Here is a 22,288-nt window from a genome sequence, read left to right on the forward strand (position 1 = left end):
CTCGCGCTCTACCGGGCGCTCTACGAGACCCTCGTCGGCTACGGGCCGCGCGGCTTTCGCCCGCGTCTCGCCCGGAACTGGCAGGTCTCTCCCGATGCCCGGATCTGGCGCTTTCGCCTGCGCCCGGGCACCGTCTTCCATGACGGGGCGCCCTGCGACGCCCACGCGGTAAAGCTTTCGCTGGAGCGCATGGCGCGCCCGGACAAGGGCTATGCACTGGGCTCACCGGCGGTCTGGCGGGCCTATCTCGGTGATGCCGATATCCATGTCGAGGACACCGACAGCCTCACCATCAGGCTCGGCGCGCCGATGGCGGATCTGCTCGACATCCTCGCCCAGGCCTTCATCCTCTCCCCCGCCGGACTTGATGCCCTTGATGCCGGCACGATTGCCGCCGCGCCGGGCAGCGGGCCGTTTCGTCTGGAGGAATACGGCGCGGGGCAGCTGCTGCTCACCCGCTTCGCGGAATATTGCGGGCGCCGGCCTACCAATGAGGCGATCCGCGTTCTGGCCGAGCCGGACCGCGCCCGCCGGCTCGATGCCCTCATGATGGGCGCGGTGCAGGCCGCAACCGATCTTGATCCGCAGGCGAGCATGGCGCTCGCGCAGCACGGGGCGACGCGCGTGGAGAGCCTCACACCCGTGGCGATCATCTTCATGATGAATGCCGCGCGCGGCCCGCTCCGTGATCCACTGACGCGGCGCGCGCTCTCCCTCGCGATCGACCGCGGCGCGCTCCTGTGCGACGCGGCCGGCGGGGCGGGGCGGGTTCTTCCCGGCATCGTCAGCCCGCTGCATTTCGGTGCGCCGCAGGCGCCGGAGCATGAAGAAGACCCGCTTCAGGATCCGCTTCACGACCCCGATCAGGCCCGCGCGCTGCTGGCGCAAGCCGGTCATGCGGGCGGCCTCGCCCTCACCCTCGATACGCCGACGCGCCTGCCCGATGAGGCCGAGGCGCTTTCCGAAGGCCTGCGCGCGCAGCTCTCGGCCTTCGGCATCAGCATCGAGACCCGCAGCCATGGGGAGCGCGAAGCCTATGCGCATCAGGTGCGCCGCAAGGAGATCGGCGATCTGTGCGTGTTCGATTCGAGTCCGCTCTCGACCTTTCGCGTGCTGGCCGAGAAGCTCGATCAACGCGTGCGTGGCGCCTGGTGGCAGGGCTATGCCTCACGGAGCGTCGAGGCGGCGATCGATGCCGGGCGGGCGGAGCCGGACGAGACCCGCCGCGCGGCGCATTACGGGCAGGCCTATCGCCTGATGCAGGCGGATCCGCCCTGGCTGACGCTCTACAATCCGACCCGCATCACCGGGCTCGCCGGCCATCATCCCGCTTTCCGCTTGCCCCGCGACGCGGTGATCGACCATGCCGCCCTGCCGGCATTGCCGGTAGCGACGGCTTGACCGACGCAGCTAGAATCCCGTCTCGATATGGCCGTAGACCCGCTCGGTGAAGCCATAGATCTGGGCGCCGACAAAGGGCGCACTGATCAGGAACATCAGCAGGATGGCGACGATCTTCGGGATGAAGGTGAGCGTCATTTCCTGGATCTGCGTCAGCGCCTGAAGCAGGGCGATGACCACGCCCACCAGCATGGCGACGCCGACGATCGGGCCCGATCCCGCGATCACCACCCAGATCGCGTCGCGAATCATGTCGAGGGCGTCGACGGCGTTCATGTCGGCGCACCGGTAATGGTCACCCCCGGGCCGACCAGCAGGCTGCGCCCGTCGCTGAGCGTGGCATGGGGGCCCTGGCTGGTCAGGCGTACCGATTCGATCTCGCCGGAGATCGATCCGTCCCCCGAAGTGACATGGCGCCCGATCAGGCCGCCCGATTGCGAGAGCGACTGACCCGCGAGCAGATCATCCAGCTTGCGATTGGTCTGGATCGCCTGCTCGACCGACGAGAAAGAGGCGAATTGCGAGACGTATTCCGATGCATCCGTCGGGTTGAGCGGATCCTGATGCTTCATTTCGGCGATCAGCAACCGCAGGAAGGCATCGTAATCCATGTCGGTGCTGCGCTCCTGAGCCTGATTCGCATTCGACGGTTGGGTCTCGGGTCCACTGGCAGGCGCCTGTGCGGGATTGACGATCATGTCGGTTGTCTCCTCAGGCTGCGGCGAAAGCACGGGCGCGTGCCCGGTTCTCACCGATGATTTCGGCTTCTCGGGCAAACAGCCCGCGCAGGATCTTCAGCCCGTCGAAACAGCGCCCCTGATCGATGGCCTCACGCAGGTCCAGCAGCCCGTCGATGATCTCGCGGTTGGTGAAGGAGCGTAATGTGGGCGCGAACAGATTGTCGAACAGGCCCCGCGAGCGGCCTGCCTGCAGCGGATCGATCAGCATGGTCTGCACGACGAAATAGAGCTGGCGCAGCGGCGTCGTCGTCTCCTCGGGCTGGAGCACATGGTTCTCCATGAGGAAGGTGACGTCGTTGAGCAGTTCGATGCCGACCTTGCGGTCGACCCGCAGCACCGCGCCGTTGACGAAGAGGCGCTCCTGCGGCTTCAGCGCGAGGCGCATCGTGCCCGAGTGACCGGAATGCCCGGTTTCTCCACGCGGATTCATTTCAGGCCCTCGCTGATCATGGTGTTGATGTCGATGAGATTCTGCAGATCATCCGAGCGCTCCAGCCGGATCTGCTCGACCTCGCGCAAGACCCAGATCCCGATCGAGATCAGATCGGCGCGCAGGGCCTCGGGCAGGTCGTTCTCCGGCTGGGCGAGATCCTCGATCAGGATGCTCCACAGGCTGCGCAGATAATGCAGCGCCTCGACGGTCTCGCGCGAGCGGATGCCCGCGACCCGCGCCTGTTCGAGCAGTTCGACGCCGCGCTTGACCGCGCGCTGCTCCCGGCCCCGCGCATCGGGGGCCGCATCATCGACGATTTCGGCGTAAGTGAACTGGTACATCGGCACCTCACGTGAATTTCAGGAGCGAAAGCTGACGGATTCGCGCCGTCAGGCTGTAGGACATCTCGACCTGCGTCATCAGGCTGTTGACCTTCGTCGCGGTCTCGTAGGGGTCGACATTCTCCAGATCGACGATCTGCTGGTTGATGATGTCGCGCTGGATGGACAGACGTTCATCGGCGGCCGTGACGCGGTTCTGCGAGACGCCGAGCCGCGCCTTGACCGAGGTCAGCCCCTGGATCGCCTCACTGACCGAGGCGATCGCCTTGTCGACGACCGCCTGTGAAGCGCCGCGCCCGAGCTCGCCGAGGCCGAGATCGGAGATGGCGGTATAAGCCATCGCCAATTGCCGGAACGGTCTCTCGTTGGCATTGGCGGAGGTCTCGATCAGCTCGTTCGTGGCGATGCGGCTGCGCACATTGCGCGAGGAGGCGTCCGACCAGCTGCCCTCCCATTGCGCATCATCGAGGAAGAGATCCGAATAGGCGCCGTCCAGAAAGGCCTGCATCGTCGCCGGATCGACCGTCGCGACGGCGGGGTCGTCCTGGGCAAAGCCGAATTCTGCGGTAAAGGCCGCATCGAGCGCCAGCTTGGGCGCCGAGGGCGGATCGGCCTCGTAGCTCGCCATGGGCTTGACGTCGGTATTGATACCGGAGAACAGGAACTGCCCGTTCAGATTGGCGTTCAGGGCGCCGGACAATTCCTTCAGATTGAGATCCGCCTGCGGCTTGATGGCGGAACCCGCGATCGCGCCGTCGCGCATGGCGACGAGCGTGCCCATGAAGTCCTCCGCCGTGCCCAGCAGCCCCTTCAGGGCCGCCTGCGCGGTATCGAGCCGCGATTGCACCAGGCCGTTGGTGTCGCGGATCGTCTCCAGCTGCGACAACTCATGCCGCAACTGGACTGCGTGGCCGGTGCGGCTGCCCAGCCCCAGGCCGATATCGGCCAGACGTCCGGAGGAGAGCTCCTTGGAGGCCTTTGCCAGCTCGCCCTGCATGCGGATCATCGACATGCGCGTCGAATCCGCGATGGCCTGTGTGGATACGAAACTCGTCTTCATCGATTCATCCCCGGATCAGCGCGTTGCCGCGAGCAGCGATTGCAGCATGGTGTCGACGGTGCTGATGATGCGCGCGGATGCGCCGTAGGAGCGCTCCAGTTCCATCATCAGGGCCAGTTCCTCGTCCAGATTGACGCCGGTGACGTTGGACAGGGATTCGCGTGTGCGCTCGAGCATCGTGTCGCGGAAGGAGGCCTCCTGCGATGCCTGCTGGCGCCCGGCTTCGAGCCAGCTCACGGAAGAGGAGGCGAAGCGCGACAGGGTCGTGTTCGGATTGATCCCCGTCGCCGGGTCGAAACCCTGCGGCACCTCCAGCGCTTCCAGCATGGCGTATATCCGGTCGGAGAAGGCGGCGTCTCCGGCCGGGTTGAAATTGAGCGTCACACCGTCGCGCAGGCGGGCGAGATCACCGCCAAGCGCGGGATCGACATCGGGAGAAACGCCGATACGGGCCGCGAGACCCGGACCGGCCGGGCCCGGATCGATGAAGATCCCCGGCGCCCCGCCGGGGGCGGGTTCGCCGAAGGCATGGACCAGCCCGCGTGCGATCTCGTCGAGCTGGAGCTGGTATTGCGGCGCCACCTCATCGCGCAATGTCGCATGCCCATGGAGTGCGCCGCTCTTGATCCCCATGCTCGCACCGGCCCCGGTCAGCGGCACGCCGTCGGCGAAGACGGCGGCACCGGTCGTGCCGGCATCATAGGCGAAGGTCCGGTTGAAACTGATGACGCGCGCGGATTTCTCGAACAGCGTCACGCCGCTATCTGTATAGATCACCATGTCGTTGCCGGCACGGGTGATCGTGGAGATGCCAACCTCCTGCGACAGCTCGGTCAGGATCCGGTCGCGCGTATCGAGCTCGTCGCTGACGTCGGTTCCCGATTGCGTGCCCAAGACGATGGCACGGTTCGTGTTCTCGAAGCGGGTGAGGAGGCCATTGATGCGATCGACCGAATCGGCCATGGCTGCATCCGCCTCGGCCCGCGCGCCTTGCGCGGTCTGCGCCGCATTGTTGAGCGTGCGCGTGAGATCATAGGCAGTCGAGAGCGTGGCGGCACCGAGCACCGGATCACCTGGCGATTCCGCCTGCATCTGCAGCGCGTCGGTGAGCCTGCCGAGCGAGGCGGAGACGGACTGGTTCAGCTGCGGGTCATCGACCGTGCGCGCGAGCGTCTCGAAGCCCTGGAGCAGCGCCTGTTGCGCAGAGGCGCCGGAATTCGCCTCGAGCATGCGCGCATGCAGGGCGGTGTCGGCGGTGCGACCGACCGAGACGACCTTGACGCCACCGAGGCCCATGGAGGAGGTCAGCCCCATCTTGCGGGAATAGCCGGGATCGGCCGCGCCCGAGATGTTGCGCGATATGATCGATGACTGCGTCGATGTGGCGGAGAGCGCCGATTGCGCGGAGGAAAGGGCGACGGAGAGGATCATGACGGCGTGATCCCGCTTTCAGGAAGAGTGAGGCGGTGCCTCACCGTTTGAGATTGACCAGCACTTCGAGCAGATCCGAGCCGGTCTGGAAGACCTTGGAATTGGCCTGGTAGCCGCGCTGGGCCTCGATCATGTTGGTGAGCTCGTCGGCGAGATCCACATTCGACTGCTCGACCGCACTCGTCACCATGGTCCCCATGCCGCCTTCGGCGGGGAAACCCATGGTGACGTCGCCGGAATCGATACCGACCGCGTAGACGTTGCCCGCCGTGGCGATCAGATTGTCCGGGCTGCGCACGTCTGCAAGCGGAACGCGGTGGGTGGCGCGCCGGTCGCCGTTCTCGAACACGGCATAGAGCGTGCCGTCGGAGGAGAATTCCACGCCGCGCACGGCGCTCGGCGCATTGCCGTTCACATCGGCGCGCATCACGGTGTAATCGGCGGCGACCTGGGTCATGGCGGAGAGGTCGAGTGCGAGTGCCTGACCATCGGGAACGGCGATGGTCAGCCCGTTGGGCGAAGCACCATCAAGGCGGCCATTGGCAGGATCGAAGATCAGCGTCTGGCTGTCGAGCGGTCCGGCGCCATAGGGGAAACCGCCACCGGGTGCGGCGTCAGCCTGATCGAACGCGCTGACTTCCCATTCATTGGCCGCTGTCTTGGTGAAATAGACGTCGAGCACCACCTCGTTGCCCAGATTGTCATAAGCGACGAGCGATGATTTCGCCTCGAAAACGGAGCCGACCACGTTATCCGAAGGCAGGGTGCCGGCAGGAACGATATTGGCGTTGGACGGGAGATTGGCACCAAAGACCCCCTCCGTCGATGGCGTCGCCTCGAGTGCGTTCTGGGTGATATTGACAGGTTCCAGCCCGGCCATTGAATTGACCACGACGTTGGGATCGCCGTCCGCCAGCGGATAGCCCATCAGCTGAAAGCCACCGGCATTGATCAATTTGCCTTCGCCATCGGGAACGAAGGAGCCCGCGCGGGTCAGGAAGGGGGTGCCGCCCGCATCCGAGACAACGAAGAAGCCGTTGCCGTTGACGGCGAGATCAGTGGTCGACGTGGTGTATTGCATCGCGCCCTGCTGGGTCACGTGCTGGCGGACATGGGTCTCCACGCCTCCGGAATTGTAGCTTCCCGCCTGCGAATTCAGAATGAACGAGGAAAACTGCGTTGAGGAACGCTTGTACCCCGTGGTGTTCACATTGGCCATGTTGTCGGCCACTACGCCGATCCGGTTGGCCTGGGCGGCCATGCCGGATACGCCGGTCCTCATCGTACCGTAAATGCTCATCGCGAAACTCCCTGCGGTCTGCGAACCCGGTGCGCCGCGATCCGCACCCGGCGGGGGCGGATGGCGCGATCCATGGCAGTTCAACAGAGGAGCCTTGCGTGTAGCTGTATTCGTAATTGAAGGTGCGATTCAATTCATCGCAATTTGAATGAATTTCAAATAAAACGCCGCCCGTCATGATGGCGGGCGGCGTAATGGTATTGCTTTACTGAAAGGGTCGACTCAAAGCCCGCTCTTCGTCACGAACTTGGTATTGAGATACGCCTCGATCGCTTCGAGACCACCTTCGGAACCATAGCCCGAATCCTTGACGCCGCCGAAGGGTGTCTCTGGCAGGGCGATGCCGTGATGGTTGATCGAGATCATGCCGCTTTCCACTCGCTCGGCCAGCGCCCGGGCCGTGGTCCCGGATTCGGTATAGGCATAGGCGGCGAGCCCGTAGGGCAGGCGATTGGCCTCCGTGAAGGCCTCCTCGTCATCGGAGAATTTCTGGATCGCGGCGATCGGCCCGAAGGGCTCCTCGTTCATGATCTTGGAATCCATCGGCAGATTGGTGAAGACCGTCGGCTCAAAGAAATAGCCGCGATTGCCGATCCGCTTGCCGCCGGTGCGCAGTTCCGCGCCCTTGGCCTCGGCATCGGCGACGAAGGATTCCATCGCGTCTATCCGGCGGGAATGCGCCAGCGGCCCCATGGTGGTCTTCGGGTCATGGCCATCGCCGACATTGAGATTCTTCGATATTGTGACGAATTCGTCGACGAACTTGTCGAACACGCTCTCATGCACCAGAAAACGCGTCGGCGAGACGCAGACCTGGCCGGCATTGCGGTACTTGTTGGCCGAGAGCACCTTGAGCGCCTTCTCCAGATTGGCGTCCTTGAAGACGATCGAGGGCGCATGGCCACCCAGCTCCATGGTGACGCGCTTCATATGCGCGCCGGCGAGCGCAGCGAGCTGCTTGCCGATCGCGGTGGAGCCGGTGAAGGAGATCTTGCGGATGACCGGGTGCGGAATCAGATATTCCGAAATCTGCGCCGGATTGCCGAAGACGAGGTTGAGCACATTTTCGGGCACACCCGCATCATTGAAGGCCTTGATCAGTTCGGCGCAGCTGCCCGGCGTGTCTTCCGGGCCCTTGAGCACGACCGAACAGCCGGCGGCCAGCGCGCCGGAGACCTTGCGCACCGCCTGGTTGATCGGGAAATTCCAGGGCGTGAAGGCGGCAACGGGGCCGACCGGCTCCTTGATCACCATCTGCATCACGTCGGACGCACGCGCGGGCACGATACGGCCATAGGCGCGGCGCGCCTCCTCGGCGAACCAGTCGATCGTATCGGCGGCGCCGCGCGTCTCCATCAGCGCTTCCGCCAGCGGCTTGCCCTGTTCGGTAGTCATGATCGCCGCGATCGTCTCGGCGCGCTCGCGCAGCAATTCCGCTGCCTTGCGCATGATCTTGTAGCGGTCGAAGGCGCCGATCGCGCGCCAGGTGGCGAAACCCTTCTCGGCGGCTTCGAGTGCCTCGTCGAGATCGGCGATGGTGGCGACGGGCAATGCGCCGATGGCGTCGCCGGTCGCGGGGTTGATGATGTCCATCGTCTCGCCGGAGGCGGCGCCGCGCCATTTGCCGGCAATATGCAATTCGACCTGCGGATACATGGCTTCGTCCACTCCATCGCTGTGTTCGTTGCCAAAGCGTGTCGATACCTGACGGGGCAGGTCGGAACACGCTTTGAGTCTTCGGTGGCGCCTCATTCCGTCAGCCGGTAGCCACCTGACGGAATGATGCGCCGGTCAACACGTAGCAATTGACGGCCCGATACGTCACCCCCGCGCCATGCGCTCACCATCTTGGCAGAAACACGCCAGACGCCGGGCGTAACGGTCCGGCAATGGCTTTCGGCGTTCGCGGCAGGGCCTCCCCTCTCGTCGTGCCCAAAAAAGGAAGCGCCGCGCACGGGGCGCGACGCTTCATTTTCGTTGCCTTGCTGGAGGGTGCGATCAGATGCGACCGGCACCGGAAGCGAATTCCGGATAGGCCTCCACGCCGACCTCGACCTTGTCGAGACCGAGGCTCTCCTCTTCATCGCTGACGCGCAGGCCGATGATGGCCTTGATGATCAGCCAGACGATGCCCGAGGCGACCACGGTAAAGGCACCTATCGCGGCGATACCGATGATCTGGGTGACGAAGCTGGTGCCCTCATTCGACAGCGGCACGATCAGCGTACCCCAGATACCCGCGAGCAGGTGAACCGGAATGGCGCCGACGACATCGTCGATCTTCAGCTTGTCGAGCAGCGGCACCGCGAAGACCACGATCGCACCACCCACGGCACCGATCACAACCGACAGGCCGGCGGAGGGTGCCAGCGGCTCGGCGGTGATCGAGACGAGGCCCGCCAGAGCGCCATTAAGGGCGAAGGTGAGATCGACCTTCTTGTAGATGATCTGGCTGAGGATGATCGCGGTGACCACACCGCCAGCTGCGGCGAGGTTGGTGTTCATGAAGATCTTGGCCACCGAGGAAGCGTCTTCGATCGTGCCCATGGCGAGCTGCGAACCGCCATTGAAACCGAACCAGCCGAGCCAGAGGATGAAGGTGCCCAGCGTCGCCAGCGGCATCGAGGAGCCCGGCAGCGCATTGACCTTGCCGTCCTCGGAGTATTTGCCCTTGCGCGCACCGATGATCAGGGCACCCGTCAGAGCCGCCCAGCCGCCCACGGAGTGGACCAGGGTCGAGCCGGCAAAGTCGGAGAAACCCATCTCGGCGAGCCAGCCGCCGCCCCACTGCCAGGCGCCAGTGATCGGATAGAGGATACCCGTGAGGATCACCACGAAGATCAGGAAGGAACTGAGCTTCATGCGCTCGGCGATGGTGCCGGAGACGATCGAGGCGGTGGTGGCGCAGAACACCATCTGGAAGAACCAGTCGGAGGCGGCTGCGTAGTCACCGGTATCGGCGGCCGGGTCCGGGATCGAGATGGGTCCCGGCGTGCCGAAGAAGCCGCCATCGACACCGGCATACATGAGATTGTAGCCGATGATCCAGTACATCAGGCCGGCGGTGGAATACAGGCCGATATTCTTGAGGCACTGCATCGAGACGTTCTTGGAGCGCACCATCCCGGCTTCGAGCATGGCGAAACCGGCGGCCATCCACATCACGAGGAAGCCGCCGATGAGGAAGAGCAGCGTGTTGAAGACGAACTGGCCGTCGGCGGGAACTTCGGTGGACATCTCGGCCACCTCCGCGTCCTGCGCCAGGGCGGCGACGCTCATCAGGCCGAGCGCCAGAGCGGCACCAGCGCTGCGTGTCAAAAGACGTTGAACCATCACGTAAACTCCTGAGAAGGCTTCACTGGAGCGCTCAGAGCGCATCGGAATCGGTTTCGCCGGTGCGGATGCGCACGGCTTTCTCGAGCGGAACGACGAAGATCTTGCCGTCGCCGATCTGACCCGTACGGGCCGCCTGGGCGATGGCGTCGATCGCGCCCTGAACCTGGTCGTCGGCTACGGCGACCTCGACTTTGATCTTCGGCAGGAAGCTCACGGCGTATTCGGCGCCACGGTAGATTTCGGTGTGCCCTTTCTGGCGTCCGTATCCCTTCACTTCGGTCACGGTCAGGCCGTGCACGCCGAGAGCGGTGAGCGCGTCGCGCACCTCCTCCAGCTTGAACGGCTTGATGATGGCCATCACGATTTTCATGGGTTTTGCCCCCTTCGATGCCGCAGGCTTTTTGCGTGCGGACGCGTTGACGTGAGACGGCGGATCATCGGCCCGCCGCGTCCCGGGGGCTCAGGAAACAAGTGTCGTGCCAAGTCGGGCCGTCATCGCTGCGACGCGGCAAATTCCCCGGAATCATGGGTTGCAGGGTGGCCCCTGAGGCGCTGCCGCAAAAACAGGCGGCAGGTAAACGCTTGCTTAATAGTCGCCTGATTAAAATTTAGGCAGGGCGTCCTTGCATGAAAAAACGGCAGGCGTGCGCGCTGAAGGCGACGCCGGCAGGCGCCGGAACGCAAAAAGGGCGCCCCACAGGACGCCCTTTCGAAAACCATCGGATCGGAGCCGTCAGCCCTTGACGCCGGCCTGGGCGGCGACTTCGGCGGCGAAGTCGCTCTCTTCCTTCTCAATGCCCTCGCCGAGCGCATAGCGCACGAAACCGGTGAGCGTCACCGGTGCGCCGGCCTTGCTCTCGGCCTCCTTGAGTACCTGTGCCACGGTCTTGGAGGTGTCGTGCACGAAGGGCTGGTCGAGCAGGGTGACTTCCTTGAGGTAGGATTTCACGCCGCTCTCGACGATCTTGGCCATGACGTGATCGGGCTTGCCCGCGTTCTTCTCACGCAGGATCGCCGATTCACGCTCGATCGTGGCCGCGTCGACGCCCGACGCGTCCACCGCGATGGGATTGACCGCCGCGACATGCATGGCGATCTGGCGCCCGAGCGTGTTGAGGAACTCCTTGTCGCCGGTCGATTCGAGGGCGACGAGCACGCCGATCTTGCCCAGCCCCTCAGCCACCGCGTTGTGCATGTAGGCAGCGACCACACCATCCGTGACGGTGACCTTCTCGACGCGGCGCAGGGTCATGTTCTCGCCAATCGTGGCGATCAGTTCCTTGATGGTGTCCTCGACACTCGCGCCGGCGGCAAGCTTCGCTGTCTGCAGCGCCTCGAGGCTGCCGTCCGTGGCGAGCGCGGCCTGCGCGGTCTCGGCGACGAAACCCTGGAACTGCTCATTGCGGGCGACGAAGTCGGTCTCGGAATTGACCTCCACCACGGCAGCCTGCGAGCCTGAAATCGCCGTACCGACGAGGCCTTCAGCCGCCACGCGCCCGGCCTTCTTGGCGGCCTTGGCCAGACCCTTGGTGCGCAGCCAGTCGACGGCGGCTTCGATATCGCCGTCGGTTTCACCGAGGGCCTTCTTGCAGTCCATCATGCCTGCGCCGGTCTTGTCACGCAGTTCCTTCACCAGAGCGGCGGAAATGTTCGCCATGGCTCTTCCTTTCCTGGTCATGGGGGAACCCGGCGCCATGCTCTGGCCGCCGGGTTACACAAACGGAGTCAACAACAATGCGTCTGCGCGCATGCGCCTGCGGGCCACGCGGCTGAGCGGGCGCTGCAGGCGCAACACGCATTGATGACGCGTGTATGACGAAGCCTTACGCCGCAGCGTCTTCGATCAGCGCCTTGGCCTGGGCGACCCAGCCGTTCTGCGTGATCTTGCCGTTGAGCCTGAGATCGGCATCGACCTTCGCGATATCGGCCTCGTTCATCGCTGCGATCTGCCAGTAATGGAAGACGCCGCCATCGTTGAGCGTGGTCTCGAGCTCGGGGCCGACGCCGTTCAGCTTGGTCAGGTCGTCCGGTGCGCCACGCGGGGCGGCGAGCGCCTCGAACGTGTCGGTCTGCTCCGAGCTGGTGGCGATTTCCGCCGGCAGCTCTTCGACCATCGGGGCCTCGGAGGCACCGACATCGACGCCGACATCGCCCTGGCCGCGCGAGATCCCGTCGATCGCCGCGCGGGCGATCAGATCGCAATACAGCGCGATGGCGCGCGCCGCGTCGTCATTGGCCGGAACCGGGAAGGCGATACCGTCGGGATCGCAATTGGTATCGACCACGGCTGCGACCGGGATGCCCAGACGCTGGGCTTCCTTGATGGCGAGCTGCTCCTTGTTGGTATCGATCACGAAGATCAGATCCGGAACGCCGCCCATATCCTTGATGCCGCCGAGTGCGCGCTCGAGCTTTTCCTTCTCGCGGGCGAGCATCAGGCGCTCTTTCTTGGTCAGGCCCTGGCCACCGCCTTCGAGGATCTCGTCGACCTTGCGCAGGCGTGCAATCGAACCGGAAATCGTCTTCCAGTTGGTCAGCATGCCGCCGAGCCAGCGGGCATTGACGTAATATTGTGCCGAGCTGCGCGCTGCATCCGCGACGGCGTCCTGCGCCTGGCGCTTGGTGCCGACGATCAGCACGCGACCGCCCTTGGCCACCGTATCGCTGACCGCCTGCAGGGCGCGATACAGCGCCGGCACGGTCTGGGCCAGATCGATGATGTGGATGTTGTTGCGAGTGCCGAAGATGTAGGGAAGCATCTTCGGGTTCCAGCGGTGGGACTGGTGACCGAAATGGGCGCCGGCTTCGAGAAGCTGACGCATGGAGAAATCGGGAAGTGCCATTCTTTTATGCTCCGGTTGTGACCTCCGCGAAGCCGTGAACCGCCCTTGAGCAGGACAGTCACCGGGATTGCGTGACGACGGGTCTGCCGCCGACGCCGCTCCGCGTGTGGAATGAGCGCGCGTATAAGACTTCGCGCGCCCGATTGCAAGGATTCGTTTCCGAGCCGTCCGCTCCGCGCCGCGATCTCAGCCCGGCATGAGCTGTTTCACGTAGCCCGGCAGGGCAAAAGCGGCCAGATGCACTTCGGGAGTGTAGTAATCCGCCGTGAAACCGGCTTCGGCGTAGCGCGCCTGCAGAATCTCCAGCGATACCTTGCGGGCATCGCCATCCGTGCCCCAGCCGAAGGCCATCGGCCCGCCGGCGTAGGTCGGCACCGTCGCCAGATAGCAGCCCCGATCGGCAAACAGCGTGCTGAAGGCACGCATGGTACCGATCAGTTCGTCCGGCTGCATGAAGGGTACGCCGTTCTGCGTCACCAGAATGCCGCCAGGGTTGAGGGCGCGCCGGGCATGGCCGTAGAAATGATCGGTGAAGAGTACCTCGCCGGGGCCGATCGGATCGGTCGAATCGACGATAATCACGTCGAATGTCTGATCCGTTTCACGCATGAACACCGCGCCGTCATTGATGACGAGTTCAAGGCGGGGATCGTCGAAAGCACCGTTGGAGAGGCGCGGCAGATACTTTCTGGAGAATTCCACCACGCCGGCATCAATCTCGACCATGGTGACGTGGCGCACACCCTTGTGGCGTAGTACTTCGCGGGCCATGCCGCCGTCACCGCCGCCGATGATCAGCACGCGGTCCACGGATCCATGCGCGAAGATCGGCACATGTGTGAGCATCTCGTGATAGATGAAATTGTCGCCCTCGGTGGTCTGCACCACGTCGTCGAGGGTGAGAACGCGCCCGAATCGCGCGTTCTCGAAAACCCGAAGCCGCTGGTGATCGGTCGCGCTGTCATAGAGCACGGCGTCAACGCGCAGGGCCTGCGCGTGGTCGTCGTGCAGTGTCTCGCGCATCCATTCCGTCATGCCGCATGCTCCACGGCCTCGACGAGCCCCTCGCCGCGCAGCAATTCGCGCACGCGCACGTCAGCGGTGCCGAAGGCGGCCTTGAGCACGTCGACCGCGCGCCAGGGATCTGCATCGCCGCACATGAACACGTCGAAGGCGCCGTAGCCGATTTCAGGCCAGGTATGAACCGAGATATGGCTTTCCGCGAGCACGGCCACGCCGCTCACGCCCTGGGGGCTGAACTTGTGGGTGTGAATGTGCAGCAGCGTCGCGCCGCATTCATCGACGCAATCGCGAAAGGCGCGCTCGATGCGATCTTCATCATCGAGCCCGTGACCGTTCACGACTTCGATGATCAGATGCGTACCGGCAAAAACGCGGCCGTCGCGGCGGATGAAGTGGTCTTCGCGAGCCTCGTCCATGACGGAGGCGGGGCGGGCGGAGTGCGTCAGGGAAAGCGTCATGCCGGTCGATCCTTCTGGCCAGCGGGATTACAGAACGTGGATGTAGTGGGAGTGCGTCAGGGGGTTCATCGCAATCGTGATCCGGCGCGTGCGCGCCGCCATACTCCGATTGTCACTGAAGCTGATCTGGTTCGGTCTCATCGTTGCCTCTTCTCAAAACCATCGGCCCGATCCGGCGATGGCGAGAAGGGCGAGACCGGCTCACCCGCACGCCATCCGCGATCGGACGCGATATGACACCTGATTTTCGAGGGCCTGGCTGTCCTTGCAGGCAGCCAAGCCGCGCCTAGGGTGGCAGTCCATGTTTATCTCGGACGAAAATGGGAAAGCCGCACAAGGGCGACCGTCTGCACATATCGCGGCGATGGGCCGGAAAGTCAATGAATTTCGCGCCGCCGAAAACGGTTTTTTCGCTGAACGTTTAACGGCTTGCACGCGCTTTCGGGATTCCGTCTCGGAAACATTAATTCGATATTCGCAGAAATATCGTTGACGCGTGGGGCGCAGCTTTGCTATCCCGTATACGACACACATTCACGGTCAGGATCCGCCATGTCCGCTCCCACATCCACGCCGCTCCCCCTCGCTCCGCCGACGCGCCTTGCCGTCCTGCGGCAACGGCTCGCGGGCTTCGACCGCGTCTTCCTCGCCATTCTCCTCGTCTTCGCCGGCGTCGCCCTGCTCGATCACAACGAGCTCGTGCCGATGGGTGCTTTCGTCGTCGATGCCATCGCAGGCATTGCCCCCTTCCTGCTCGCGGCCGTGGCGATCGCCGCCTATGCCAAGGCGAGCGGCGCCGACAATCTCATCGCCGACGTGTTTCAGGGCAATGCGGTGACCATGATTGCGCTGGCCGCCCTGTTCGGTGGGCTCTCGCCCTTCTGTTCCTGCGGCGTGATACCCCTTGTCGCAGCGCTCCTCGCCATGGGCGTGCCGCTCGCGGCGGTGATGGCGTTCTGGATCGCCTCCCCGCTGATGGATCCGACCATGTTCTTTGTCACCGCCAGCGTGATGGGTCTGCCGTTTGCCATCGGCAAGACGATCGCCGCGATCGGGATCGGTGCCGTCGGCGGCTATCTCACGCTGGCCCTCGGACAGCGAGGCTGGCTGAACGATCCCTTGCGGGACGGTGTCGGCAACGGCGGCTGTGCCGGCGGGCGGGTGCGTACCCGCAAGCCGACTTACTGGGCCTTCTGGCAGGAAGCCGAGCGTCGGCGTCTCTTTGCCGGCGAATTCGGGCGCGTCACGCTGTTCCTGGCGCGCTGGATGACGCTGGCCTTCGCGCTGGAATTCCTGATGAGCACCTATATCCCCGCCACGATGATCGAAGCGGCGCTCGGCAGCGGTAATGCCTTCGCCATCCCCACCGCCGTGCTGGTCGGCATTCCCGCCTATCTCAACGGCTATGCCGCGCTGGGACTGGTTTCCGGTCTGGTCGACGGCGGTATGGCGTCGGGCGCGGCAATGGCCTTCCTGCTCGCCGGCGGCGTCACCTCGATCCCCGCTGCGATTGCGGTCTGGGCGCTGGCGCGTCCTCCGGTCTTCGCGCTCTATATCGTCATCGCGGTGACCGGCGCGCTCCTTTCCGGATTGCTGTTCCAGCTCGCCCTCGGCTGAACCCCGCCGCCCATAACGCGGTTGCACACAAAGCCCGTCGCGCCTAGGAAGAAGGCGAGACGGGCTTTTTGCCTTGAGGGGCACAGATGGGAGCGCAGGGGCCATTGCGTGACGGAATTCAGCCGGCGAAGGTGATCGCGGCGCTCACCGGGGCGGGCGCCATCGCGCCGCTGACGCCCTATGCGGGTGACCAGATCCAGCCCGCGAGCCTCGATCTGCGTCTCGGCGCAAAGGCTTATCGCGTGCGCGCGAGCTTCCTGCCCGGGCCGGAGCGCAGGGTCGCGGATTGCCTCGACTATCTCGCCCTGCACGAGATCGATCTGACCAAACCCGTGCTGCTGGAAACGGGCTGCGTCTATATTGCGGAATTGCAGGAGAGCCTCGCCCTGCCCGCCGGCCTTTCGGCTTCCGCCAATCCCAAGAGCTCGACCGGGCGCATCGACGTCTTCACCCGCGTGATCACGGATCGCGCCCGCGAATTCGACGCGATCGAGCCGGGCTATGCCGGCCCTCTCTATGCCGAGATCTCCCCGCGCACCTTCCCGGTGCGGGTGCGGATGGGCTCGCGGCTCTCGCAATTGCGTCTGCGGCGCGGCGAGGTGCGCCTGAGCGATCGCGAACTCGCCGATCTGCACGCCCGCGAGAGCCTCGTCACCAGCGCCGAGCCCTCCTTCCAGGAGGGCGTCGCGGTCAGCGTCGATCTCGCCGGTTTCGGCCCCGACAAGCTCGTCGGCTACCGCGCCAAGCGCCATACCGCCCTCGTCGACGTGGATGCGCCGGGCTCCTGCCGCGCGGTCGATTACTGGGAGCCGCTTTACAATACGGGCCGCGCCGATCTGATCCTCGATCCCGGCCAGTTCTACATCCTGGCATCAAAAGAAGCGGTGCACGTGCCGCCCGATTACGCCGCCGAAATGGTGCCCTTCGATCCGCTGGTCGGCGAATTCCGGGTGCATTATGCCGGCTTCTTCGATCCCGGTTTCGGCCATGCCGGGGCTGGCGGCGCCGGCGCGCGGGCCGTGCTCGAAGTGCGCTCGCGCGACGTCCCCTTCATCCTCGAAGACGGCCAGACCGTGGGCCGCCTCGTCTACGAGCGCATGGCCGAACGCCCGGACGTGCTCTACGGCGCCGGCACAGGCTCGAATTATCAGGCCCAGGGCCTCAAGCTGTCGAAGCATTTTGTCTGAGGGGCGGGACGAGTTCCTCGGCGTCCGGTGCCGTAGCGTCATCCTCATTCTGCGGACCTATCTGCCTGCCGCTCAGGGTCAGCGCGACGGCCATGGCGGCGATGGCGAGGCCGAGAGCCGCCATCGGCGTCAGGCTCTCGCGGAACACGAACCACGCGATCACCATCGTCACGGGAGGCGAGAGATAGGTCAGGCTCGCCACCCGGGCTGCAGGCAAGCGGCGCAGCAGGGCGAACATCAGCCCGTAGGCTGCGAGCGAGACCACGAGACCGAGCCATACGATCGCGAAGACCAGTTCACCGCCCCATCGCGCTTCGAGCCCCTCCAGCCCCACGGCAAGCGGTGCGAGGACGGTGAGCGAAGCCAACGCATGGATGAAGGTGACGAAGAGCAGCGGCGTGGCCGGTTTCGCTGCCTGAGCGTCGCATGCCACATGCGCCGCGCGATCCACAAGAGAGGCGATCGTGATCGCCGCCACTGCGAGGAACGGCAACGCATAGGCAACCAGCGATCCCCCGAGCGCGATCCCGTCACCGATGACGAGCGCGACCGCACCCACACCGAGCACCAGCCCCGCCCATTCCCGCATGCTCACCCGCTCACCCGTCATCCGGGCGGACAAAGCGCCGGTCATGATCGGCTGCAGGGCGGTGATGAAGGCGGCAAGGCCTGCCGAGAGCCCGAGATCGATCGCGCCCAGAACGGCGGCGAGCCAGCCCGCATGGGCGAGTGCGCCGATCACCGCATGGCGCGTCCATTCGGCACGCGTCAGGGGCCGCCATTGCCGCATCAGCGTGACGAGCAGGCCGAGAACCGCAACGACGAGGAGATAGCGCCAGAAAAGCAACGTGAAGGTTCCGGCATGGTCGAGGCCGTATTTGGCCCCGACGAATCCCGAACTCCATAGAACGACGAAGGCGCCGCAGAGGAAGAAGAGCACTGGCTTGCGGTATCGGGGCGCGGGAAGCGGGCGGTGCGCGGGTGAGATGGTCATGGTCGCACTCCGGTATGGGCTGGCCGGAGCATGCGGGGCAGGCAACTTTTGCAGAATAAAGGTTTTTTGCTAAAAGGGTTTGCGTGCTACGCAAAACCTTTTAGGCGGCATCGGCATGGACCTGATCGGCGATCTCGAACTTTTTGAAGCCCTCGCACGCCATGGCAGCTTCTCGGCGGTGGCGCGCCGGCGCGGGCAGGCAGTGTCGAGCATTTCGCGCCGGCTCGACAGGCTGGAGGAGGCACTCGGGCAGCGCCTGTTCAACAGGCTGCCGACCGGGTTGCATCTGACGACGGCGGGCCGGATCAAGCTCGGGGAGGCACGCGGGCTCACCCTCGCCGCACGGGCATTTTCCGAGAAGCAGACGGAAGTGGAAAGGCTGTCGGGTCATGTCGGCCTGGCCGCGCCCACGCGGTTGGGCGAGATCGCCGTTGCGCCGATTCTCGCGGATTTCCTGCCCGCGCATCCCGGAATCAGCGTCGAACTGCATCTTTCCGACCGCTTTCAGGATCTCGATCGCGACCAGATCGATATCGCGCTGCGCATCGGCGGCCATGACGCCGATCATCACATTCCCCGGCGCGTCGCGCCCAACCGGCGCATTCTCGTCGCTGCGCCGGGTTATCTGGAGAACCATGCCTCGATCTCCGCGCCCGCTGATCTTGCCGCGCATGAGGGGCTCTGGCTCGGCGATGCCCTGCGTTGGAGCCTGCGGGGACCGGATGGCGAACAGGCAAGTGTCACCCCGCGCCGGCGTGTGACGAACCTGTCCGGTGACGCACTCACCCGACTCTGTATCGCCGGTCTTGGCGTCGCACTCAAATCGAGCTGGGATGTGCAGGGCGAGGTCGCGGCGGGGCGGCTCGTGCGTGTGCTGCCCGACTGGGAGCAGGCCCAGAGCGCCGATATCCGTCTGATCACCCCCGCGCGCCGCCTCACCCCCCGCCCCGTCCGCGCCCTGATGCAGGCGCTGCAGCAGGGATTGCTGGCGGTTCTGGACGGGGAAGGGTGAGCCGGCGGGAGGGGTATCGCGGAATATTGATTGGTTGTCTGCGCTTCGTGCGGATAGCGATGTGCCGTATGCAGTGGGAAGAAATCATCACGCTTCGGCCACCGGTCCTCGAATTTGATCGGATGGCGCGATTGCCCCTTGAGTTTACCATGGCGGGAAGGTCTATGATCCTGATTGTCGTGTGTGAACAAGGTGTTCCGCATGGCATGGCCAGAGTGCTTCGGAGGGTTGACTGCCCCAAGGTTCGGTGCGCGCGCGATTCGCAGCGTGTCTTGGAGGGTCGAGGATAGAACAACGGCTTGTCCTGCATTGTCTCATCTTTTCCATTGCAGCGATTGCAGACATGCTTGCCGCCGCCATCTTCGCGCTCGATCACGCGCACGTCCATCACGAGGAGCAACATCATGAACCGACGCCAATTCGTCATCACAAGCGGGGCAGCTTTCGCGATCGCCACGATGCCGGCGATTGCTGGCCCGGATGCAGAGACGGTGATCGTGCATTACGATCCCGGCTGCGGCTGTTGCAGCGCATGGGTCGCGCATATGCGGGAGGCGGGCTTCGCCGTGGAGACCCGTGCGACCTCGCAGATCAACCGCATCAAGGCACGGCTCGGCGTGCCCCCGGGGCTCGCCTCGTGCCATACCGCTGAAATTGCGGGTTACGTGGTCGAAGGCCATGTTCCCGCCGAGGCCGTGGGACGCCTTCTGCGTGAACGCCCCGATGCCACGGGGATCAGCGTTCCGGGCATGCCGATCGGCTCACCGGGCATGGAAGTGCCGGGCACGGAGGATGATGCCTATGAGGTCGTCCTCTTCGAGGGCAGCCGTTCCGAACCGTTCGCGCGCTATCGCGGCGTGGCCCGCACCGACCCATGAGGAAACCATCGCGATGATGAGCGAAACCATGCATGGCGGCGGCGCCTTCTGGGGCATGGCGATCACCTCGATCCTCGTCCTCCTGCTGCTCGGCCTCGGCATTGCCGCGCTGATCAAGTATCTGCGCAGCTGATCGCACACGTCATGAAATCAGCCGTCGGATCGCTCACGCAATCGGCCATGCCCGCATTCCTGCGCGCCACGTCGAAATAGCCCTTTGCGAATGCACCGGGCGACATTACATTCGCGAAGCGGTGCTGCGGGGTGCGTCAGGAGAATTTTTCCCCGGGGCCTTAATGATCCTGAAGGGAGCTGTCCCTGACCCGGTCCGTGGACCGGGACACACGGCGCCCACCTACGCTGTAGGTTCCCGGGATCGCATCTCCAACGGCCATCGCGGCACCGCACGTTTTCGTTCCCGTCCGCTGCCCGCATCATCGCGGGGCCATCCGCGAAGAGGCCAGCCCTGAACGACAGAGCCGCCGAGAAGGAAGTCTTGCGCCGTGCCGGCCTCGCCGGGCGCGATGAACTTGATCGTGCCTATCGCGAAAAGGCATCGCGTCTCATCGCGCAACGGGTTCTCGCCCTGCCCGTATGCGATGCTGCCCATGCGCAACGGCGCATCGTGTCCGGCTATGCGCCGATACACTCGGAAGTCGACACCTTCGCGCTCCTCGGGGCGCTCGCGCAGCGCGGCTTCATTCTCGCGCTGCCACTGGTGCGTGATCCGCGTCTGATCTTTCTGCGCTGGCAACCCGGCGAGCCCCTGATTCGCGGCGCTTTCGGCGTCAGCGCGCCATCCGAGGAGAGCGAAACGCTCACCCCGGATATCCTGGTGATGCCGCTTTCGCGTTTCGATCGCGCCCGTAACCGTATCGGCTACGGCAAGGGGCATTACGATCGCGCCATTGCAGCCTTGACGCGGGAAAAACCCATCACCACCATCGGCCTTGCTTTCGACATACAGCGCGCCGACAGCATCCCCGCAGAGCCACATGACCGGCGCCTCGACTGCATCGTGACCGAAACGGAGACCTTGTGTGACTGATACCCGTGTGCGCGGCACGATGCCAGCCAGACCCCGCTGCCCGTTCGTGGCGACGGCCAGAAGGGCCTGAACGGATGCGTCTTTTGTTTCTCGGTGACGTCGTCGGACGTCCCGGTCGCGAAGCCGTGACCGGGCATCTCCCCGGTCTGCGCGATCGCTGGGATCTTGATTGCGTCATCATCAACGGCGAGAATGCCGCCGGCGGGTTCGGCATCACCGAGGCGATCTGCGAAGACCTCTTCGCGGCGGGTGTCGACGCGATCACGCTGGGCAATCATGCTTTCGACCAGCGCGAGGCGCTCGTCTTCATCGAGCGCGAGCATCGTCTGGTACGTCCGGCCACCTTCCCGGCCGGAACGCCGGGTCGCGGAGCCACCATGGTGGAGACGGCGCGCGGGGCCCGGGTGCTCGTGGTCAACGCGATGGGTCGGATCTACATGGACGCGATGGATTGCCCCTTCACCCGGGTCGAGGAAGCGCTCACGGATTGTCCGCTGGGCTACGGCGCGGATGCCGTCGTCGTCGATTTTCACGCCGAGGCGACCAGCGAAAAGCAGGCGATGGGGCATTTTTGCGACGGACGCGCCAGCCTCGTCGTCGGCACGCATACCCATGTTCCGACCGCCGATTATCGTGTGCTGCCGGGCGGCACGGCCTATATTTCGGATCTCGGCATGTGCGGCGATTACGATTCCGTGCTCGGCATGGGCAAGGACGAGCCCTTGCGGCGCTTCCTGCAGAAGACGCCGGGATCGCGATTCGAGGCGGCGCAGGGCGAGGGTGCGCTTGCGGGGCTCGCGGTCGAGACCGATGATGCGACCGGCCTCGCTACCCGTTGCGCGGCGTTGCGGGTCGGGCCGCATCTGCCGCCTGCCCTGCCTGATTTCTGGGATTGAGCATGGATTCGCCCGGTGATCAGCGCTGCGAGAGACTGACCAGCCAACGCGCACGACTCCTGCACGAGGCGATGGAGCACAAGCGCGTCTCCCTCGTCCTGCGCGCCGTGATCGAAACGGCGCCGGGTGACACGATCAGCGTGCGCGAGATCATCGAGGCTTTCGGCGAACGTGCTTTCGGCTTCGTCATCATCCTCTTCAGCCTGCCCAATTGCCTCCCGGCCCCGCCGGGCATGAACTCGGTCTTCGGCCTGCCCGTGCTGCTCTTCGCCGTGCAACTCGCGCTCGGT

The 22,288-nt window shown here is 64.8% G+C and carries 25 protein-coding genes and 1 other RNA gene; 11 read left to right on the forward strand and 15 right to left on the reverse strand.

From position 1 onward, the window contains the following. Positions 1-1,401, forward strand: a 1,401-nt coding sequence (locus tag VKP01_RS14750) for an ABC transporter substrate-binding protein (protein WP_324413590.1), incomplete at its 5' end; no start/stop codon positions are given. Positions 1,402-1,410: 9 nt separating this feature from the next. Here the strand turns inward: VKP01_RS14750 and fliQ are convergent. The 11 genes from fliQ to tsf form a co-directional block, all read right to left on the reverse strand. Continuing rightward, complete coding sequence (gene fliQ / locus VKP01_RS14755) at positions 1,411-1,677, reverse strand: flagellar biosynthesis protein FliQ (RefSeq protein ID WP_324413592.1); 267 nt, start codon at positions 1,675-1,677, stop codon at positions 1,411-1,413. Further along, positions 1,674-2,099 carry a flagellar hook assembly protein FlgD gene (gene flgD / locus VKP01_RS14760; protein WP_324413594.1) on the reverse strand — a complete coding sequence of 142 codons (426 nt, stop codon included), beginning with the start codon at positions 2,097-2,099 and terminating at the stop codon, positions 1,674-1,676. The genes fliQ and flgD overlap by 4 nt, the downstream gene beginning before the upstream one ends. Before the next feature lie 13 nt (positions 2,100-2,112). Next, positions 2,113-2,571, reverse strand: a complete 459-nt coding sequence (gene flbT / locus VKP01_RS14765) for a flagellar biosynthesis repressor FlbT (protein WP_324413596.1) — start codon at positions 2,569-2,571, stop codon at positions 2,113-2,115. Further along, positions 2,568-2,915 carry a flagellar biosynthesis regulator FlaF gene (gene flaF, locus VKP01_RS14770; RefSeq protein ID WP_324413598.1) on the reverse strand — a complete coding sequence of 116 codons (348 nt, stop codon included), beginning with the start codon at positions 2,913-2,915 and terminating at the stop codon, positions 2,568-2,570. Before flaF ends, flbT begins: the two co-directional genes overlap by 4 nt. A 7-nt stretch (positions 2,916-2,922) precedes the next feature. Beyond that, positions 2,923-3,975, reverse strand: coding sequence for a flagellar hook-associated family protein (locus tag VKP01_RS14775; protein ID WP_324413601.1), 1,053 nt, complete (start codon positions 3,973-3,975; stop codon positions 2,923-2,925). A gap of 15 nt (positions 3,976-3,990) precedes the next feature. Continuing rightward, the gene (gene flgK, locus VKP01_RS14780; RefSeq protein ID WP_324413603.1) at positions 3,991-5,406 is read right to left on the reverse strand and encodes a flagellar hook-associated protein FlgK; all 1,416 of its coding nucleotides are present in this window, start codon (positions 5,404-5,406) and stop codon (positions 3,991-3,993) included. Positions 5,407-5,446: 40 nt separating this feature from the next. Then, entirely contained in the window at positions 5,447-6,706 is a 1,260-nt protein-coding gene (locus VKP01_RS14785; protein WP_324413605.1) for a flagellar hook protein FlgE, read from the reverse strand. 222 nt (positions 6,707-6,928) lie between these two features. Further along, the gene (locus VKP01_RS14790; RefSeq protein WP_324413634.1) at positions 6,929-8,362 is read right to left on the reverse strand and encodes an NAD-dependent succinate-semialdehyde dehydrogenase; all 1,434 of its coding nucleotides are present in this window, start codon (positions 8,360-8,362) and stop codon (positions 6,929-6,931) included. 342 nt (positions 8,363-8,704) lie between these two features. After that, positions 8,705-10,039: an ammonium transporter gene (locus VKP01_RS14795; RefSeq protein ID WP_324413636.1), complete on the reverse strand. Its 1,335-nt coding sequence runs from the start codon at positions 10,037-10,039 to the stop codon at positions 8,705-8,707. A 34-nt stretch (positions 10,040-10,073) separates the two neighbouring features. Next, the gene (locus tag VKP01_RS14800; RefSeq protein ID WP_074443604.1) at positions 10,074-10,412 is read right to left on the reverse strand and encodes a P-II family nitrogen regulator; all 339 of its coding nucleotides are present in this window, start codon (positions 10,410-10,412) and stop codon (positions 10,074-10,076) included. A 363-nt stretch (positions 10,413-10,775) separates the two neighbouring features. Beyond that, the gene (gene tsf, locus VKP01_RS14805) at positions 10,776-11,699 is read right to left on the reverse strand and encodes a translation elongation factor Ts (RefSeq protein WP_324413608.1); all 924 of its coding nucleotides are present in this window, start codon (positions 11,697-11,699) and stop codon (positions 10,776-10,778) included. On the opposite strand from tsf, the gene VKP01_RS14810 reads away from it, so the two are divergent. Then, positions 11,698-11,844 (forward strand): hypothetical protein, encoded by a 147-nt coding sequence (locus VKP01_RS14810; RefSeq protein ID WP_324413610.1) that lies wholly within the window; start codon positions 11,698-11,700, stop codon positions 11,842-11,844. The two genes, tsf and VKP01_RS14810, sit on opposite strands and share 2 nt — an antisense overlap. Before the next feature lie 21 nt (positions 11,845-11,865). On the opposite strand, the gene VKP01_RS14815 is transcribed toward VKP01_RS14810, so the two are convergent. The 3 genes from VKP01_RS14815 to speD form a co-directional block, all read right to left on the reverse strand. Continuing rightward, entirely contained in the window at positions 11,866-12,885 is a 1,020-nt protein-coding gene (locus tag VKP01_RS14815; protein WP_324413612.1) for a 30S ribosomal protein S2, read from the reverse strand. Between the two features lie 186 nt (positions 12,886-13,071). Then, positions 13,072-13,920: a polyamine aminopropyltransferase gene (gene speE, locus VKP01_RS14820; RefSeq protein ID WP_324413614.1), complete on the reverse strand. Its 849-nt coding sequence runs from the start codon at positions 13,918-13,920 to the stop codon at positions 13,072-13,074. Beyond that, on the reverse strand, positions 13,917-14,246 hold the full coding sequence (gene speD / locus VKP01_RS14825; protein WP_414706587.1) for an adenosylmethionine decarboxylase: 330 nt from the start codon (positions 14,244-14,246) through the stop codon (positions 13,917-13,919). The genes speE and speD overlap by 4 nt, the downstream gene beginning before the upstream one ends. 421 nt (positions 14,247-14,667) lie before the next feature. Between speD and VKP01_RS14830 the strand changes: the two genes are divergently transcribed. From VKP01_RS14830 to VKP01_RS14840, 3 genes are all read left to right on the forward strand, one after another. Continuing rightward, positions 14,668-14,859, forward strand: coding sequence for a hypothetical protein (locus VKP01_RS14830; RefSeq protein ID WP_324413618.1), 192 nt, complete (start codon positions 14,668-14,670; stop codon positions 14,857-14,859). Positions 14,860-14,918: 59 nt separating this feature from the next. Beyond that, entirely contained in the window at positions 14,919-15,983 is a 1,065-nt protein-coding gene (locus tag VKP01_RS14835) for a permease (protein ID WP_324413620.1), read from the forward strand. An 86-nt stretch (positions 15,984-16,069) separates the two neighbouring features. Next, complete coding sequence (locus VKP01_RS14840) at positions 16,070-17,170, forward strand: 2'-deoxycytidine 5'-triphosphate deaminase (RefSeq protein WP_324413622.1); 1,101 nt, start codon at positions 16,070-16,072, stop codon at positions 17,168-17,170. Here the strand turns inward: VKP01_RS14840 and VKP01_RS14845 are convergent. After that, positions 17,145-18,164 (reverse strand): DMT family transporter, encoded by a 1,020-nt coding sequence (locus VKP01_RS14845; RefSeq protein ID WP_324413624.1) that lies wholly within the window; start codon positions 18,162-18,164, stop codon positions 17,145-17,147. The two genes, VKP01_RS14840 and VKP01_RS14845, sit on opposite strands and share 26 nt — an antisense overlap. Before the next feature lie 115 nt (positions 18,165-18,279). On the opposite strand from VKP01_RS14845, the gene VKP01_RS14850 reads away from it, so the two are divergent. The 6 genes from VKP01_RS14850 to VKP01_RS14875 all read left to right on the forward strand — a co-directional run. Further along, entirely contained in the window at positions 18,280-19,176 is an 897-nt protein-coding gene (locus VKP01_RS14850) for a LysR family transcriptional regulator (RefSeq protein ID WP_324413626.1), read from the forward strand. Positions 19,177-19,580: 404 nt separating this feature from the next. Further along, positions 19,581-20,054 (forward strand): DUF411 domain-containing protein, encoded by a 474-nt coding sequence (locus VKP01_RS14855; RefSeq protein WP_414706588.1) that lies wholly within the window; start codon positions 19,581-19,583, stop codon positions 20,052-20,054. A 251-nt stretch (positions 20,055-20,305) separates the two neighbouring features. Continuing rightward, a non-coding RNA gene (ssrS, locus tag VKP01_RS14860) (6S RNA) lies at positions 20,306-20,461 on the forward strand. An 89-nt stretch (positions 20,462-20,550) separates the two neighbouring features. Then, a complete protein-coding gene (locus tag VKP01_RS14865; RefSeq protein ID WP_324413628.1) occupies positions 20,551-21,102 on the forward strand; it encodes a 5-formyltetrahydrofolate cyclo-ligase in 552 nt (183 codons plus the stop codon). 74 nt (positions 21,103-21,176) lie between these two features. Next, positions 21,177-21,998 (forward strand): TIGR00282 family metallophosphoesterase, encoded by an 822-nt coding sequence (locus VKP01_RS14870; RefSeq protein WP_324413630.1) that lies wholly within the window; start codon positions 21,177-21,179, stop codon positions 21,996-21,998. A gap of 2 nt (positions 21,999-22,000) precedes the next feature. Continuing rightward, a partial coding sequence (locus VKP01_RS14875; RefSeq protein ID WP_324413632.1) for an exopolysaccharide biosynthesis protein occupies positions 22,001-22,288 on the forward strand: 288 nt, incomplete at its 3' end.

It is taken from the genome of Saliniramus sp., assembly GCF_035311605.1.
Taxonomy (GTDB): Bacteria; Pseudomonadota; Alphaproteobacteria; order Rhizobiales; family Beijerinckiaceae; genus Saliniramus.